The following is a 15,610-nucleotide window of genomic DNA, read 5'->3' as shown; positions in this document are numbered from 1 at the left end:
CCCGCCTGCCCCAGGAGACCATCATGACCACCACGCTTCCCCGCACCCTGACCTCGGCCCTTCCCGCCCACGCGGGAGAGACCGTTCGACTGCAAGGCTTCCTGCACGCCCGCCGCGACCTGGGGGGCGTGCAATTTTTGGTGCTGCGCGACCGCGCGGGGCTGGTGCAGTGCGTGGGGAGCGGGCTGGACCTGCCACTGCCGGAGAGCAGCATCGAGGTCGTCGGGCGCGTCACCGCCCACCCCAAGGCCCCCGGCGGGTACGAGGTGCAGGTGGAGTCCTTCCGGGTGCTGACCCCCGCCGCCGAGCCGCCCCCCGTAGAAATCCCCAAGATGGAGTGGCACGTTCACCCCGAGACGATGCTGGACTACCGGGTGGTCACCGTGCGCGGCCTGCGCGAGCGGGCGATCCTGAAGGTGCAGGCCGAACTCGTCTCAGCCTTCCGTGACCACCTGCGGGGCGAGGGCTTCACCGAGATCAGCACGCCCAAGATCGTCTCGGCGGGGGCGGAGGGCGGCGCGAACCTCTTTCCCATCGACTACTTCGGGCATCCGGCGTACCTCGCGCAGAGTCCGCAGCTCTACAAACAGATTATGGTGGGCGTCTTCGAGCGTGTCTTCGAGGTCGCGCCCGTCTACCGCGCCGAGGAACACGCGACCTCCCGCCACCTCAACGAGTACCTCTCGCTGGACGTGGAGCTGGGCTTTATCGAGTCCGAGGAGGACGTGATGGACGTGGAAACCCGCGTCCTGGCCGCCATCATGGAGCGGCTACGCGAGCACGCGGCCCCCGAACTCGCCCTGCTGGGGGCCACCCTGCCGGAGGTGCCCGCCCACATTCCGCGCATCCCGCTGCTGGACGCCCGGCGGCTGGTGGAGGAGAAGTACGGCCACCCGGTCGGCGGCAAGGACCTCGACCCGGAGGCCGAGCGCCTGCTCTCGCAGCACTACGCGGAGACGGAAGGCACCGATTTCGTCTTCGTCACGAAGTACCCCCGCGCCGCCCGGCCCTTCTACGCCTACCCGGAGGGGGAGGGCCTGACGCGCGGCTTTGACCTGCTGTTCCGGGGCATCGAGATCACGTCGGGCGGGCAGCGCATCCACGAGTACCCCATGCTGCAAGAATCCATCGCGGCCTACCGCCTGAACCCGGAGGCGCTCGCGGGCTACGCCGAGGTCTTCAAGTACGGCATGCCCCCCCACGGCGGCTTCGCCATCGGCGCCGAGCGCCTGACCGCGCGGCTGCTGGGGATCGGCAACGTGCGCTTTGCGCGGGCCTTCCCCCGCGACCGCCACCGGCTGACGCCCTGAGGACCGCCGGGTGGGTCGGGAGAGCGGCGTATGCTCCTCCCATGACCCACCCAGACCTCCCCACCCCCGACCAGCCCGAGCTGGAGGTGCCCGAACTGGCTCCCGAGCCTGCCGCCTCCCCCTACAGCTCCCTTGACCCCGCCACGCTGCGCCATCCCGACAGCATGAAGTGGACCTTCTACCCGGAGGACGTGCTGCCCCTATGGGTGGCCGACATGGACTTCCCGGTCGCGCCTGCCATCGTGGAGGCGTTGCAGGAGCGCCTGACGCATGGGCTGGGCTACGGGCAGATGATGGGGGACGCCCGCCTGATCGCGGCCCTCGGGGAGAAGCTGGCGGGCCACGGCCTGACCGACCTGCCGCGCGAAGGCTTTTCCTTCATTCCGGGCGTGGTGCCGGGCATCTACGCGGCGGTCGCGGCCCTGAGTGCGCCGGGCGAACCCGTGCTCACCATGACGCCGATCTACTACCCCTTCCATCAGGCGATCACGGCCCAGGGCCGCCGGGTGGCCGCCGCGCCGCTGCGCGAGCCGCGAGATTCGGGCGGACGCTGGGAGATCGACTGGGAGGCTCTGGAAGCCGCCGCCCCCGGCTGCCGCCTGCTGCTGCTGTGCCACCCCCACAACCCCAGCGGGCGCGTCTGGGACAAAGAAGAACTGGAGCGGCTGCGCGATTTCGTGCTTCGCCACGACCTCCAGGTCATGTCCGACGAACTGCACGCCGACCTGCGGCTCTCGGACGTGCCCTTCGAGTCCTTTGCCGCCGACCCCCGCGTGCGCTCCCGCACGGTGACGCTGACCGGCCCCGCCAAGGCTTACAACACGGCGGGCCTGGGCATCGGCGTGATGGTGGGCCATGACCCCGAACTCGTCAAGCGGGTGCGTGGGGCGGCGGGCGGGCTGATGGGCCACCCCTCCACCCTGAGCGTGACCGCGTGGCGGGCGGCGCTGGAGGGAGCGGGGCCGTGGCTGCGCGAGACGGTCGCCTACCTGCGCGGCAACCGCGACGTGATGGCGGCCTTCGTGGAGGCGCGGCTGCCCTGGGCACGTTTCTCGCCGCCCGAGGCGACCTACCTGGGCTGGCTGGACCTGCGGGCGCATCCCCGCGCTGCCGACATGCAGCAGTTCCTCCTCGACGAGGCCCGCGTTGCCGTGCAGGGCGGTCCCCTCTTCGCGCCGGGGGAGGAGGGCACGCGCTACCAGGGCTGCGTGCGCGTCAACTTTGCCACCAGCCGCCCGATTCTGATCGAGGCGCTGGAGCGGATGACGGCGGCGCTGGAGCGGGCGAACCAGGCGGGAGGCTAACGGCCGCGTGTCCCCATCCCGCCAAAAGGCTGGGGACGCCCACGGCCCAGCCAGGCCACGACCGCCTGAGCCAGCTCGTCGGCAGAGCGCCGCGAGGAATCGAGTTCCAGGTCGGGGGGACCGTGGGCGTGGACGGCGGCGAAGAGGCCCCGCGCGAGGCCAGTGGGTCGGCCCGCCAGGGTCGCTTCCCGCCCCGCCTCCCACTCCTCGCTGACCGCCAGGGGAGGTTTCAGGGCGATCCACAGCGGAGCGAAGGGGGTCCACAGCCGCCTCGCTTCCGCGAACCAGTCGGGGTGCACGAACAGCACGTCCGCGATCACATTGTGGCCCGAGGCCAGCAGCGCGGCCACGGCGTGATGACCGCCCGACACGGTGCGCTGTCCCACCGGCCCGAGTTGCAACGTGGTGCTGGGCCGTCCTGCCTGAACCCCGGTGACGTACCGAATGCCGTCCTCCTCGTGCGTCTCCCAGGGAAAGTAGCGGGCGGGCATGCTGGCCCAGAAAGCGTCGTATCCCGTGAGCAGGTAAGGCTCGGGGAGCGCGTCTTGCAGCGCCTCACAAAAGGTCGTCTTGCCTGCGCTGGACGTCCCGTTGACGACAATGAGCTGCCCCGCCGGTGAACCCGCGTTCAACCTCACCCCGTCGCCACCAGTTCCCGCAACCGCTCGATCAAGGGGCGCAGCCGCTCGCGCCGCAGCTTGAGGGCGGTGCGGTTGACCACCAGCCGGGCGGAGGAGTGAAACAGCACGTCGCGCTCCTCCAGCCCATTGGCCCGCAGGGTGCTCCCCGTCTGCACGAGGTCCACCACCGCGTCGGCGAGGCCCGTCAGCGCCGCGAGTTCGATGTTGCCGGACAGCTTGACGATCTCGGCGGGGATGCCCTGCGCGGCGAGGTAGGCGCGGGCCGAGCGGGGGTACTTGGTGGCGACCCGCGTGATCGGCCCCCCCGCCCCCACCTCGCGGATCAGTGAGAGGCGGCAGGCCGCGAACCGGAGGTCCACCGGCTCGAACACGGCCCGCCCCGACTCGACCAGCACGTCCTTGCCCACGATGCCGAAGTCGGCCACGCCGAGATCCACGTAGACGGGCACGTCCTGATTGCGCAGCTCCAGCACCGTCAGGCCCGGAAGCTCGTGCCGCAGCGCCCGCGAGGGGCCGGGCAGTTCCAGCGGCAGCCCGGCCTGGGTGAGCAGCGCGGCGGCTTCGGTCAGGATGCGGCCCTTGGGCAGCGCGAGGGTGAGGTGCTCGGGGCCGCGCACGGGAGCCGGACTCATGCGGGCACCTCGGTCAGGGTCTGCCCCTGCGCCCACCGGCGAATGCCCCGCGCCGCGCAATAGGCGAGCAGTTCGGCGCGGTCCTCGGTCCAGGCGAGTTCGGCAGTGAGTCCGGCGGCGCGGGCGTGTTCGGCCCCCGCCGCGTCCAGCGCCAGCACCACCTCCGGCTCGGGGGGCAATCCCCGCGCCGCCACCTCGGTCAGCCGCTCCAGCCCGATGGCGAAGCCCGCCCCCGGCAACCCGCCGAGGTCGTAGCGCCCGCCCCCCAGCAGCGGCTGGTTCAGCCCTGGCGCGTAGGCCCGGAAGGTCAGCCCGGTGTAGTACCCGTAGCGGCGGCTGGCCCCGAGGTCGAACAGCAAGGCCCCCTCCGCCCGCCCCGCGACCGCCTGCAGGTGCGCCACCGCCGCCCGCGCCCGCTCGCCCCGCGCGAGTTCGCCCGCCTGTGCCAGCACCTCCGGGCCGCCGTACAGGTCGGTCAGGGTATGCAGGGTCCGCGTCACCCCGGCCTCCAGCCCATGCCGCGCGGCGAGCAGGTCCACGTCCGCGCCGCTCTTGCGGTCGATGGCCCCGTGCAGCGCCTCCCGAGCGGCGGGGGAAAGGCCCGCGTCCTCCAGCACCGCGTCCACGAAGCCGGGATAGCCCACCTCCATCACGGGGACCACGCCCACCACCTCCAGCGCCCGGCGCCCCAGGGCGAGCAGTTCCGCGTCAGCCTGCGGGGTGGAGACGCCGATCAGCTCCACGCCGACCTGGGCGAACTCGCGCAGGCGCCCCAGCTCGCTTGTCAGCGCCCGCAGCCACAGCCGCCCACCGTACTGCAGCCGCAGCGGAAACGGCCCCCCGGCAAAGCGCGAGCGCACCAGCCGCCCCACCGCCGTCGTGAACTCGCCGCGCAGGGCCAGCACCTCGCCGCCCACGTCGATCAGCTTGAAGGCGCGGGCGTCTTGCGGGTGGCCGGGGTCGGCGAACTCCAGCGCGGGCACGTCCACGCCCCGGTAGCCCCACCCTGCGAACTCGGCGGCCAGCCGCCCCCGCAGATGCTCGCGCTGTTGCCACTCGGGCGGCAGCACGTCGCGGGTGCCCTCGGGGACGGCGGGACCGGGGAGGCGGGGGGAGAGAGTCACGGGCGGTATTAAAGCACCCCGCTTCGGGGAGGGAGCGGCGGCCCCGCTATACTTGCCCTCATGCGCCGCGCCGCCCTCGCCCTGCTGCTGCTCGCGCCCCTGCTGGGGGGCTGCGCCCGCAAAGCCGATTCCTTCAAGCCGCGCATTGTGGTGACCAGTCCCGATGGCGGCGGGGTGGGCCGGGCACGGGCCTTTACCATCCGGGGCTACGCCCTCGACGATCAAGGGGTCGAGCGCATCACGGTGGATGGCAAAGCCATTCCCATCCAGCCGGGCAGCCGCAAGATCGCCAACTTCGCGTTCCAGACCCAGGTGCAGGGCAACAAGGCGACCTACCTGATCGGTGCCCTCGACGCGGCGGGCAACAAGAGCGTGCTGGAGGTGCCCATCACCGTGGACGGGAAGGCCCCCATCCTGAAGGCGGCCCGGGTCGAGCGCAGCGGCACCCTGATCCGGGTCACGGGCGTGGCGACCGACGACAACCGGGTGACCGAGGTGCTCGTGGACGGCAAGCGCCTGAACATCACCTCCGGCTCGCGGGTGGACTTCTATGCCGAAACCACGGGCGTCTACGCCGATCTGGAGGCCGTGGACGGCGCCGGAAACCGCACCCGCCTGCGTGCCCGCCCCTGACCCGCGCCCTCCGTGCCGCGCCCCACTCCCGCCCAGGAGGCCCCGCCGCCCGCACACCTGCCCGAGGTGCTGCGCAGGCTGCGTGAGGCCTACCTGCCCACCCTCCCCGCGCCGCGCATCAGCCCCGAACCGCTCGATGACCTTGTGGAGACGATCCTCGCGCAGCAGAACACGGGGACGGTGACCCGGCGGCAGTTCGCCGCCCTGAAAGCCGCCTACCCGGTCTGGGAGGCGGCCCTCGCCGACGGCCCCGACGGGGTGGAGGCCACCCTGCGCGGCGCGGGCGGCGGCCTGGCGCGGATGAAAGCGGACTACATCTGGAACGTGCTGCACCGCCTGGAGGAAACGCGCGGCCACCTCAGCCTGCGCGACCTGCGTTCCCTGCCGGACGCGGAGGTGCGGGCGCTCCTCGAATCCCTCCCCGGCGTCGGAATGAAGACCGCGTCGCTCCTCATGCTGTTCGATCTGGCCCGCCCCGCCATCCCGGTCGAGAACCACATCGGGCGGGTGGCGGCGCGGCTCGACCTCGTGCCTGCCCGCTGGAGCCTGCTCAAGATCGAGCGCTGGTTCGACGAGGTGCTGCCCCACGAGTGGAGCGTCCGCTACGCCGCCCACGTCGCCACCATCCGCCACGGCCGCCAGACCTGCCTCGCCCGCCGCCCCCGCTGCGAGGCGTGCGTGCTGCGCGACCTCTGCCCCTCGGCCGGGCTGTTCCTGAGCGGTGAGCGTGAGACTTGAGCCGCTCCTGGCCGCCCTGCGCGAGCTGTTCGGCCCGCGCCTGAGTTTCGGAGAGGTGGTGAATGACCAGCTCCCGATGCTCTGGGACGGGGTGGAGGAGAGCACCGCCTGGCTGGGCGACGGAACGAGTCCCCAGGAGGAGGGCGTCTGGCGACTGCTCAGCGCCGCCCACGACGCCGCGCCGGAGGGGATGGGCAGGCGCGGCGAACATCCTGGAGCCTGGGCGACGGCTTCGCTGGAGGTCGTCGTTGAAGCCAGGGGCCTGCGGCTGGTGCTGCTTCAGGGTGAACGCGAGATCGCTTCGGTTGCCGTCCCCGAATAGAGAAGAGGCGGAAGCCCGTGAGCCTCCGCCTCCGCTGAGTTTGGTCTTTCTTACGCCTTGTCGGGGTGGCGCCCCGTGTCGTGCAGCTCGACCGGCTTGCCTTTCCGCGCCCGCAGGTTCAGCAACTCGACCATGATGGCGAAGCCCATCGCGAAGTAGGTGTAGCCCTTGGGGATCTTGAAGCCGAAGCCGTCCGCGATCAGGTTCACGCCGATCAGCAGCAGGAAGGCCAGGGCCAGCATCTTGACGGTGGGGTGCGCCTGCACGAATTCCCCGATGGGCCGCGCGGCGACGAGCATGATCAGCACCGTCAGCACGACCGCGCTCACCATCACGCCGATGTCGTCGGCCATCCCGACCGCCGTGATCACCGAGTCGAGGCTGAACACGATGTCCAGCAGCATGATCTGCCCGATGATCGCCGCGAAGCCCGCTGCGGCGACTTTCGTTCCGGTGCCCGGCTCGTGGGTGCCGGGGCCTTCGAGCTGCTCGTGCATCTCCTTGACGGCCTTGTACAGCAGGAAGAGTCCCCCGAAGATCAGAATCAGGTCACGCCCCGAAAAGCCACGTCCGAAGACCGAGAAGAGGTCGTTTTGCAGGCTGTAGATCCACGAGATCGAGAACAGCAGCCCCAGGCGCATCACCAGCGCGGCCATTAAGCCCACGGTGCGGGCGCGTTGCCGCTGCTCGGGCGGCAGCTTGCCCGCCAGGATGCTGATGAAAATGACGTTGTCGATGCCGAGGACGATCTCCAGCAGCAGCAGGGTGCCAAAGGCCAGCCAGGCCTCGGGCTGACTGATCCAGCCGAACAGGGTTTCTAACACAGGGGGACTCCAGGGGGAGGGGCGGCCGTCACCCAGGCGGGCGAGCGTCCACCCAAAAGGCCGCCGGGACGGCAAACGGGGCAGAGGGACGGAGACGCGCGGCCTGAAGTCGCCGCGCGATAGGACCCATGCTCCGGGAGAAGTTGTGCACGAATCTTAAATGCCAGATGAAGGCCCTTCATGTTCCGGCCGCGCCCCGGCACGGGGGTCGCCCGCCGCCCCGTCGAGGTAGATGGTCAGCAGGCCACGGGCGGTTCCCACCGGATCACTGGGCGGGGCGCCGGTCACCAGCGGGTACAGCAGCGCGAGCAGCGCACGGGTCAGGACGCCGGGGGGCAGGTCGCCCCGCAACTCTCCCCGCGAGGCGGCCGCCTCGATCAGCCCGTTCAGGCCGCCCATCCACACCCGGCGGTAGTCGTTCTCGAAGGCGGCGCGGCGCTCGGGGGAGACGTGGCGCAGTTCGCCCGCCAGTTGCAGGCCAACGCGCTGCTCGGGGGCACTCGCCAGCAGGTCCCCCACCAACGTTTCGAGCTGTGCCCGCACCCCCACCTGCGTGCCCGCGTGGGCCACCAGCCGCGCCAGGCCGGTCAGGGTGCCGTCCAGCATCGCCAGAAAGAGCGCTTCCTTGTCCGCGTAGTGGTGGTAGAGCGCGGGCTTGGTCACGCCGACGGCCGCTGCCACCTCGCGCATGGAGACCCCGTGATACCCGCTTGCCACGAACAGCCGCGCCGCCTCGGTCAGGATGCGGGCGCGGGTGGTGTCGGGGGCGGGCGGATGGGGGCGGGTGGACGAGACGGTCACCCTCGCATGATAGCCGAGGGCAGGGCGAACGTCCCGGCGGGCCTCTGGCCGTGCGTCACTCCAGGCCGGTCTCCATCGCCCACACGTCCTGCGGCGTCTCGCGGCGACGGATGAGCCGCCACTCGCTGCCCTCCCAGAGCGCCTCGGCGGGGCGCGGGCGGGTGAGGTAAGTGCTGCTCATGCTTGCGCCGTAGGCCCCGGCCTCCCCAATCGCCAGCAGCCCGCCGGGTACCGGCGTGGGGAGGGGCACATCCCGGGCGAGCAGGTCGCCACTCTCGCAGGCTGGCCCCGCCACGTCCCACACCCCCGCAGGCTCACCCTCCCACAAGGCCGTGACCGGGTGCTCGGCCCCGTACAGCATGGGGCGCAGCAGCTCGGTCATGCCCGCGTCCGTAAGCAGGAAGGGGCGGCCGGTGCGCTTCTGGCCCACCACCCGCGTGAGCAGGGTGCCCGCCCGCGCGACGAGATACCGCCCCGGCTCGACCCACAGCTCGGCTCCGAAGACCCTCGCCGCCGCCCGCGCCTCCCGCGCGATGCCCGGCAGGTCGGCGTCTACCCCCCAGCCGCCACCCACGTCGAGCACGTCCAAGTCGCCCACCGCCAGATGCAACTCGGCCAGCCGTGCGAAGGCCGCGCTGAAGTCGGCGGCGTCCCGAATCGCGCTGCCGATATGGACGTGCAGGCCCAGCGCCGTGTGCCCCCCGTCCCGCAGCGCCCGCAGCGCGCCGGGCACCTGGGCAGGCGTCACCCCGAACTTGCTCCCTGCCGCGCCCGTGGCGAGGTGGTCGTGGGTGCTCACCGCGAGCGCCGGATTCACCCGCACGAGTGCCCGCGAGCCGGGGGGCAGCAGGCCCACCTCCTCCTCGCGGTCCACCACGAAAGTCGCGCCCAGTCGCGCCCCCGCCGCGTACTCGCCGGGCAGCTTGGCCGGTCCGTTGACGAGCACCCGGTCCCCGGAGGCCCCGACCTCCTCCGCCCGGGCGATCTCGCCGCCGCTGACGCACTCGAAGCCCACCCCCGCCGCGTGCAGGCGCCGCAAGAGGGTGAGGTTGGGGTTGGCCTTCATGGCGTAGTACACCCGCGCCCCCCCGAAAGCGGAGCGCACCCGTCCCAGCGCCGCGTCCAACTCGGCGGCGTCGTAGACGTAGAGAGGCGTGCCGAAGCGGTCGGCGGCGGTGTGGAGGTCGGCGCGGGGAATCACGCGGTCCCCTGGGTGGAAGATGGGCGGTTCACGTCCCAGTGATACCCGAAGTGCTCCGGAAAAGCGCCCCTCCGGGAGAGGGGAGCGGGTGCGAACCACCGGAACTCGCCGGGGGCGGAAGCGATCAGGTCAGCAGGCTCACGGCTTTGCTCGCCCCGCCTGCGGCCCAACTTCGGCCATCCCCCTCCTGTGCTCGCCCGCCACCTTGAGCGCCCCTTGAGCGACGTGGTCCGGCTTGCGGGCACGGGGGGCGGCCCCTCACACTGCCCCTATGACCCGTGCCCGCCGCACCGCCCCGCCTGCTGCCGCTCCCGCCCTGCCGCCCGGCGTGGTGGTCGTGACCGGCGCCGCGCGGGGCATCGGCCGCGCGATCACCGAGCTGTACGCCGAGCGGGGCCACCGGGTGCTGGGGGTGGACCTTACCCTGCCGCCCGCCCTGCGGGGGCACCCCCGCGTCCGCGCCGACGTGAGTACTGCCGCCGGGCGCGAGCGCATCGTGCGGGCCGTGCGCGAGGAGGGCGGGGTCGCCGTGCTCGTCAACAACGCGGCCTTTCAGGGAGCGCCCGGTAGCGTGCTGGAGGTCAGCGAACGGGGCTGGAGCCGCACCCTGGGCGTGAACCTGACCGCACCGCTGCTGCTCACGCGGGCCTTGATCGACCTGATGGCGCCGGGCAGTGCCGTCGTCAACGTGGCGAGCGTGCAGGGCCTCTTCGCAGAGCAGAACAACGCCGCCTACAGCGCCAGCAAGGGTGGCCTGGTCAACCTCACCCGCGCCATGAGCCTCGACCTGGCCCCGCGCGGCGTGCGGGTCAACGCCGTGGCCCCCGGCGCCATCGCCACCGAGAGCGTCCTGGCCGCCATCGCGGAGTCCGGCGACCCCGAGCAGACCCGCCGCGACTACGAGGACCTGCACGCCCTGCGCCGCCTGGGCGAGCCGCGCGAGGTGGCGCAGGCGGTGTATTTCCTGGCGAGCCCGGAGGCCAGCTTCCTGACCGGGGCAATCCTCCCGGTAGACGGCGGGATGACGGCCAGTTTCATGATGGCGGGACGGCCGGTCTGACCACCCCCCAACGCGAACCGGGCCGCCCCAGGATGAAGGGCGGCCCGGTTCGCGTTCGGGCAGAGGTTCACACTCGCCGCTCGCGCCGCCAGCTCAGCAGCCCGATGATCAAGGTAAAGGCGATCATGGACAGCACCGGAATGGTCAGCACCGAGTTCAGGCCCGCCAGCGGCCCGTCCCACACCGGCCAGTGCACGTCACACGGTACGGCGTTGTTCGCGCTGCACACGCGCAGGACCGGAATCACGCCCCAGTCTTCCAGGTTCTGAATCAGGGCGATGATCCAGCCGATCCCGGCCAGCGCCAGCGCGTAGCCCCGGATGCCCAGGTCGCCGCGCAGCGCCGCCAGCCCCAGCAGCAGTGCCAGCGGGTACATGGCGATGCGCTGATACCAGCACAGCACGCAGGGGGCAAATCCCCGGACCTCGCTGAAGTACAGGCTGCCCAGGGTCGCGACCAGCGCGACGACCCAGGCGAGATAGAGGCGGTTGTCGCGGGTCACCGGGACTCAGTTGGCGGCAGCTTCGATGGCCGCGCCGACGGTGGCCGCGTCGTAGCTGTCCAGCAGGCGCCCGTTCACGAACACCGCGGGCGTGCCCGGTACATTCGCCTGCCGCGCCTGCTGCTCGTCGGCCTCGACGGCGGCGGCGGTCTCGTCGTTGTCCAGGCAGGTGGCGAAGCGGGCCTGGTCCAGCCCCTCGACATTCTGGGCGAGTTCCTTCAGGCGCGACTTGGTGGCCCACAGCTCGCTCTCGGGACCCTGTGCCCGGAAGATGATCTGCCGGAGGGCCTCGTAGGCCTCCGTGCCGCCCTGGACGAACGCACACTCCACAGCCTGCGCGGCGTATTTGCTGTCGTCTTCGGGGAGCCGGGCCGCCTCGGCCAGGAACGGGAAGTTCATATGAACCAGCCGCGCCCGCCCGGTGTCGATGTACTGGGCACGAATCTCAGGCATGAACTCCTCCTCGAACCGTTTGCAGTTGGGGCACTTGAAGTCCTCGAAGACGGCGACGGTGACGGGCGCGTCCGCCTGTCCAATCACCGGCTGGCCTCCAAGGTTGAAGGTGGCGGTGTCGCCACCCGTGTTGCCGCCGGAATTGCCGCGCACCGCGTAGACGGCCAGCGCGATCAGGAGGGCGGCGATCAGCGTGCCGATCACCAGCACCGTGCGGTTCTGGTTGTTGCCTTGCAGTCGGGTCACCCCTGAAGTGTAGTTCAAATTGCCCTTTTCCGGCAGGCAAAACGCCCCGCCGGGGTGAGCGGCAGGGCGTGACGGATAGAAGAGTTGTCAGCCCGGACGCGCCGCGTCGGTTCCTTCGGGGGTGGGCGTGTCGGGAAACTCGAAGGTGACTGCCGCGAGGGGCACGGCCGCCGCCGGAGCTGCCGCCCGCCGCCGCGCCCGGCGCCGCAGCACGGCCTCCGTCACCTGGCGAATCAGACTGACGCCCAGCGCCACGGCCATCGCCAGCAGGGCGTTTCGCAAAAAGGCGGGTTCGCCCGGCAGCGTCAGGCCAGGGTCCAGCTTGGTCCCGAAGCGGGCCACCGCCAGCAACGGCAGCGCGAAGATGGCCGCCGCGAAGGGCAGCACGAACGGTCCCCCGGAGTGCTTGACCAGCAGCAGGGCCACCAGCGCCCCCCCCACCAGCGGCACGATCACCGACCACCCGGCGGGCTCCGGCGTCGGCGCGACGAAGGCCAGCCCCCCCAGCAGCACGCCGAGATACCCGAACCAGCCGCCGAACTCGTCGGCCAGCAGGGTCAGCAGCACCCAGGCGAGCAGCAGCGCGGGCCACGCGCCGGGGGTCCACATCAGCCACGCCAGCAGCCCCAGCAGCGCCCAGCCGCCCAGCAGCCGCAGGGCGGTGCGCAGGCCGGAGCGGTCCCGTGCGGGGCGGGCCGCCGAAGCGGAGGTCGCCCCGGTCACGCGGCCCCTGCCTTCTTACTCCGGCTCTTGCGGGCGGGCGCGGCGGCGACCAGCTCAGGTTCAGCGGGCGCCTCACCTCCAGCGGGCACGATGCCCGGCACCCGGCGCAGGTACTCCCCGGTGTGGCTGGTGGGGTGCGCGGCGATCTGCTCGGGCGTGCCGGTCGCCACGATGGTCCCGCCCCGCACGCCGCCCTCCGGCCCGAGGTCGATGATGTGGTCGGCGCACTTCATCACGTCGAGATTATGCTCGATCACGACCAGGGTGTTGCCGCCCTCGGCCAGTCGGTCGAGCACCCCCATCAGCTTGCGCACGTCCTCGAAGTGCAGGCCGGTCGTCGGCTCGTCGAGGATGTAGATCGTCTTGCCCGTCGCCCGCTTGGACAGCTCCGAGGCCAGCTTGATGCGCTGCGCCTCCCCGCCCGAGAGGGTGGTGGAGGGCTGTCCGATCTTCATGTAGCCCAGCCCCACGTCGCACAGCACGCTCATCTTGCGCTCGATGGCGGGAATCGCCTCGAAGAACTCGCGGGCCGCCTCCACCGTCAGGTCCAGCACTTCGGAGATGGTCTTGCCGTTGTACTTGACCTCCAGCGTCTCGCGGTTGTACCGCGCCCCCTTGCACACCTCGCAGGGCACGTAAATATCGGGCAGGAAGTTCATCTCGATCTTCATGACCCCGTCGCCCTTGCAGTGCTCGCAGCGTCCGCCCTTCACGTTGAAGGAGAAGCGGCCCGACGCGTACCCGCGCCGCCGCGCCTCCGGCGTCCGGGTGAAGAGGTCGCGGATCTCGGTGAAGACGCCCGTGTACGTCGCCGGGTTGCTTCTGGGCGTGCGCCCGATGGGGCTCTGGTCGATCTCGATCACCTTGTCGAGGTGCTCCATGCCCTCGATGCGCTCAAAGCGGCCGGGATTGGTCTTGGCGCGGTTGAGTTCGCGGGCCAGCGTGGCGTGCAGGATGTCGTGGATCAGGGTGGACTTGCCCGACCCGCTCGGCCCCGTCACCACCGTCATGGTGCCCAGCGGAATCTCGGCAGTCACGTTCTGGAGGTTGTGTTCGCGAGCACCGACGACCCGCAGCTTGCGCCCGTTGCCGCGGCGGCGGGTCTCCGGCACCTCGATCTTCAGCTCGCCGCGCAGGTACTGTCCGGTCAGACTGGCGGGGTTGTCGCGCACCTCGCCCGGCGTGCCCACCGCCACGATCTCGCCGCCGTGCACGCCCGCGCCCGGCCCCATGTCCACGAGGTAGTCGGCCTCCAGCATGGTGTCCTCGTCGTGCTCGACGACAATCAGGGTGTTGCCCAGGTCACGCAGGTTCTTCAGGGTGCCGATCAGGCGCCCGTTGTCCTTGGGGTGCAGGCCGATGGACGGCTCGTCGAGCACGTACAGCACCCCGGTCAGGCCCGACCCCACCTGGGTCGCCAGCCGGATGCGCTGCGCCTCGCCGCCAGATAAGGTATTCGCCGTGCGGTCGAGGCTGAGGTAGTCCAGCCCCACGTCCACCAGAAAGCGCAGCCGGGTGCGAATCGCCCGCAGGATGGGCGCCGCCACCGCCTCCCCGAACTCGCTCAGCCCGTACTCGTAGCGCCGGGGAGCGTGCGCCCGCGCCGTGCCGCCCAGATGCCCGCCGAGGTGCGGGGCGATGGCGTCGTGGTCGAGCTGCCCGTCTTGCAGGCGCCCGAAGTAGGCGTCGGCCTCCAGTACGCTCATCCCGCTCGACTGCGAGATGTTCAGCCCGCCCACCCGCACCGCCAGGATCTCGGGCTTGTAACGGGTCCCCCCGCAGGTGGGGCAGGGGCGCAGCTCCATGAGTTCTTCGAGCTTCTCGCGCATGTACTCCGACTCGGTGTCGGCGTAGCGGCGTTCGAGGTTGGGCATAACCCCCTCGAACTCGGTCATGAAGCGCATCGTCTCCTTGCCGCCCCGCCGGTAGACCACCTCGAACGGCTCGCCGGGACCGTACAGGATCGCCTTCTTGGCCGCGTCCGGCAGGTCGCGCCACGGCGTCTTGAGGTCGAACTCCAGATGCTCGGAAAGCGCCTTGAGCTTGTCCCAGTAGTAGACGCCGCCGCCCGTGCCCTTCTTGCTCCAGGGCAGGATCGCGCCCCCTGCGATGGACAGGTTCTCGTCCACCACGAGGTCGGGTGAGAACTCGTTCTTGTGCCCCAGTCCCGCGCAGTCCCCGCACGCGCCGTAGGGGTTGTTGAAGGAAAAGGAGCGCGGTTCGAGTTCTTCGAGCACGCTGCCGTGTTCCGGGCAGGCGAACTGCTCGGAGTACAGCTCCTCGTGCGGGGTGCCGCCCTCGCCCGCCTCCGGCATCAGCACCCGCAGCAAGCCCTCGCCCCGGCGCAGACCCAGTTCCACGCTCTCGGCCACCCGGCTGCGGTCACTCTCGCGCAGGGTCAGGCGGTCGACGACCACGTCCACGTCGTGTTTCTCGAACTTTTCCAGCTTGAGCTTCTCGGCTTCCTCCAGTTCGTAGAGGGTGCCGTCCACCCGCACCCGCGAGAAGCCCTCGCGCCGCAGGTCGGCGAGCAGCTTGCGGTACTCGCCCTTGCGTCCGCGCACCACCGGGGCAAGCAGGATCGCGCGGGCGTCCGGGAACTGCGTGAGCAGCCGGGTCGTGATCTCGCTGGGCGACTGCTTCTCGATCTTGCGCCCGCAGACCGGGCAGTAGGGCGTGCCCACCCGCGCGTACAGCAGGCGCAGGTAGTCGTGAATCTCGGTCACGGTGCCTACCGTCGAGCGGGGGTTGTGGCTGGTCGTCTTCTGGTCGATGGAGATGGCCGGGGACAGCCCCTCGATACCGTCCACGTCGGGTTTCTCCATCAGGCCCAGGAACTGCCGGGCGTAGGCCGAGAGGCTTTCGACGTACCGGCGCTGGCCCTCGGCGTAGATGGTGTCGAAGGCCAGCGTGCTCTTGCCGCTGCCCGACACCCCCGTGATGACCACGAACTTGTCGCGCGGCAGCTCCACGGTCACGTTCTTGAGGTTATGTTCGCGTGCGCCGCGCACCACCAGATTCTGGTTCTGCAAGCCGGAAACTCCTTTGGGGCGGCGTGCTGGCACAGGCCCGCGCCGCCGGGGGATTCTGCCTGAT

The 15,610-nt window shown here is 71.1% G+C and carries 16 protein-coding genes; 6 read left to right on the top strand and 10 right to left on the bottom strand.

Translation table 11 applies throughout. The features are described 5' to 3' along the window. Nucleotides 1-23: 23 nt before the first annotated feature. A complete protein-coding gene (aspS, locus tag C3K08_RS07490; protein WP_104990733.1) occupies nt 24-1,310 on the top strand; it encodes an aspartate--tRNA(Asn) ligase in 1,287 nt (428 codons plus the stop codon). Between the two features lie 41 nt (nt 1,311-1,351). Next, nucleotides 1,352-2,614, top strand: coding sequence for a MalY/PatB family protein (locus C3K08_RS07485; protein ID WP_104990732.1), 1,263 nt, complete (start codon nt 1,352-1,354; stop codon nt 2,612-2,614). On the opposite strand, the gene C3K08_RS07480 is transcribed toward C3K08_RS07485, so the two are convergent. Genes C3K08_RS07480 through C3K08_RS07470 form a run of 3 tightly spaced genes read right to left on the bottom strand, consistent with a single transcriptional unit; the run spans nt 2,611 to nt 5,020 of the window. Then, nucleotides 2,611-3,246 (bottom strand): AAA family ATPase, encoded by a 636-nt coding sequence (locus C3K08_RS07480; RefSeq protein WP_104990731.1) that lies wholly within the window; start codon nt 3,244-3,246, stop codon nt 2,611-2,613. The two genes, C3K08_RS07485 and C3K08_RS07480, sit on opposite strands and share 4 nt — an antisense overlap. 2 nt (nt 3,247-3,248) lie before the next feature. Next, nucleotides 3,249-3,887: an ATP phosphoribosyltransferase gene (gene hisG, locus C3K08_RS07475; RefSeq protein ID WP_104990730.1), complete on the bottom strand. Its 639-nt coding sequence runs from the start codon at nt 3,885-3,887 to the stop codon at nt 3,249-3,251. Next, the gene (locus C3K08_RS07470; protein ID WP_104991978.1) at nt 3,884-5,020 is read right to left on the bottom strand and encodes an ATP phosphoribosyltransferase regulatory subunit; all 1,137 of its coding nucleotides are present in this window, start codon (nt 5,018-5,020) and stop codon (nt 3,884-3,886) included. Before C3K08_RS07470 ends, hisG begins: the two co-directional genes overlap by 4 nt. 51 nt (nt 5,021-5,071) lie before the next feature. Here C3K08_RS07470 and C3K08_RS07465 point away from each other — a divergent pair, with 51 nt between their 5' ends. Genes C3K08_RS07465 through C3K08_RS07455 form a run of 3 tightly spaced genes read left to right on the top strand, consistent with a single transcriptional unit; the run spans nt 5,072 to nt 6,704 of the window. Next, nucleotides 5,072-5,644 (top strand): hypothetical protein, encoded by a 573-nt coding sequence (locus C3K08_RS07465; protein ID WP_104991977.1) that lies wholly within the window; start codon nt 5,072-5,074, stop codon nt 5,642-5,644. A gap of 12 nt (nt 5,645-5,656) precedes the next feature. Then, entirely contained in the window at nt 5,657-6,382 is a 726-nt protein-coding gene (gene nth / locus C3K08_RS07460) for an endonuclease III (protein WP_199776893.1), read from the top strand. Continuing rightward, nucleotides 6,372-6,704, top strand: a complete 333-nt coding sequence (locus tag C3K08_RS07455) for a hypothetical protein (protein ID WP_104990729.1) — start codon at nt 6,372-6,374, stop codon at nt 6,702-6,704. Before nth ends, C3K08_RS07455 begins: the two co-directional genes overlap by 11 nt. 50 nt (nt 6,705-6,754) lie before the next feature. Here C3K08_RS07455 and C3K08_RS07450 read toward each other — a convergent pair whose 3' ends face one another. The 3 genes from C3K08_RS07450 to lysA form a co-directional block, all read right to left on the bottom strand. Next, the gene (locus tag C3K08_RS07450) at nt 6,755-7,528 is read right to left on the bottom strand and encodes a TerC family protein (protein WP_104990728.1); all 774 of its coding nucleotides are present in this window, start codon (nt 7,526-7,528) and stop codon (nt 6,755-6,757) included. 156 nt (nt 7,529-7,684) lie between these two features. Further along, the gene (locus C3K08_RS07445; RefSeq protein ID WP_104990727.1) at nt 7,685-8,329 is read right to left on the bottom strand and encodes a TetR/AcrR family transcriptional regulator; all 645 of its coding nucleotides are present in this window, start codon (nt 8,327-8,329) and stop codon (nt 7,685-7,687) included. Nucleotides 8,330-8,384: 55 nt separating this feature from the next. After that, nucleotides 8,385-9,530, bottom strand: coding sequence for a diaminopimelate decarboxylase (gene lysA / locus C3K08_RS07440; protein WP_104990726.1), 1,146 nt, complete (start codon nt 9,528-9,530; stop codon nt 8,385-8,387). A gap of 271 nt (nt 9,531-9,801) precedes the next feature. On the opposite strand from lysA, the gene C3K08_RS07435 reads away from it, so the two are divergent. After that, nucleotides 9,802-10,590, top strand: a complete 789-nt coding sequence (locus C3K08_RS07435; protein WP_104990725.1) for an SDR family NAD(P)-dependent oxidoreductase — start codon at nt 9,802-9,804, stop codon at nt 10,588-10,590. 67 nt (nt 10,591-10,657) lie between these two features. Here the strand turns inward: C3K08_RS07435 and C3K08_RS07430 are convergent, their stop codons facing one another. The 4 genes from C3K08_RS07430 to uvrA all read right to left on the bottom strand — a co-directional run bounded on the left by C3K08_RS07430 (nt 10,658) and on the right by uvrA (nt 15,546). Next, on the bottom strand, nt 10,658-11,092 hold the full coding sequence (locus tag C3K08_RS07430; RefSeq protein ID WP_104990724.1) for a disulfide bond formation protein B: 435 nt from the start codon (nt 11,090-11,092) through the stop codon (nt 10,658-10,660). 6 nt (nt 11,093-11,098) lie between these two features. Then, a complete protein-coding gene (locus C3K08_RS07425; RefSeq protein WP_104990723.1) occupies nt 11,099-11,791 on the bottom strand; it encodes a thioredoxin domain-containing protein in 693 nt (230 codons plus the stop codon). An 87-nt stretch (nt 11,792-11,878) separates the two neighbouring features. Further along, on the bottom strand, nt 11,879-12,514 hold the full coding sequence (locus C3K08_RS07420) for a hypothetical protein (RefSeq protein WP_199776892.1): 636 nt from the start codon (nt 12,512-12,514) through the stop codon (nt 11,879-11,881). Next, on the bottom strand, nt 12,511-15,546 hold the full coding sequence (gene uvrA, locus C3K08_RS07415) for an excinuclease ABC subunit UvrA (RefSeq protein ID WP_104990722.1): 3,036 nt from the start codon (nt 15,544-15,546) through the stop codon (nt 12,511-12,513). The genes C3K08_RS07420 and uvrA overlap by 4 nt, the downstream gene beginning before the upstream one ends. Nucleotides 15,547-15,610: the final 64 nt, after the last annotated feature.

The sequence above is a fragment of the Deinococcus sp. NW-56 genome (genome assembly GCF_002953415.1).
GTDB lineage: Bacteria > Deinococcota > Deinococci > Deinococcales > Deinococcaceae > Deinococcus.
The sequence above is the reverse complement of the archived record's forward strand: the minus strand, read 5'-3'. Positions and strand labels throughout refer to the sequence as shown.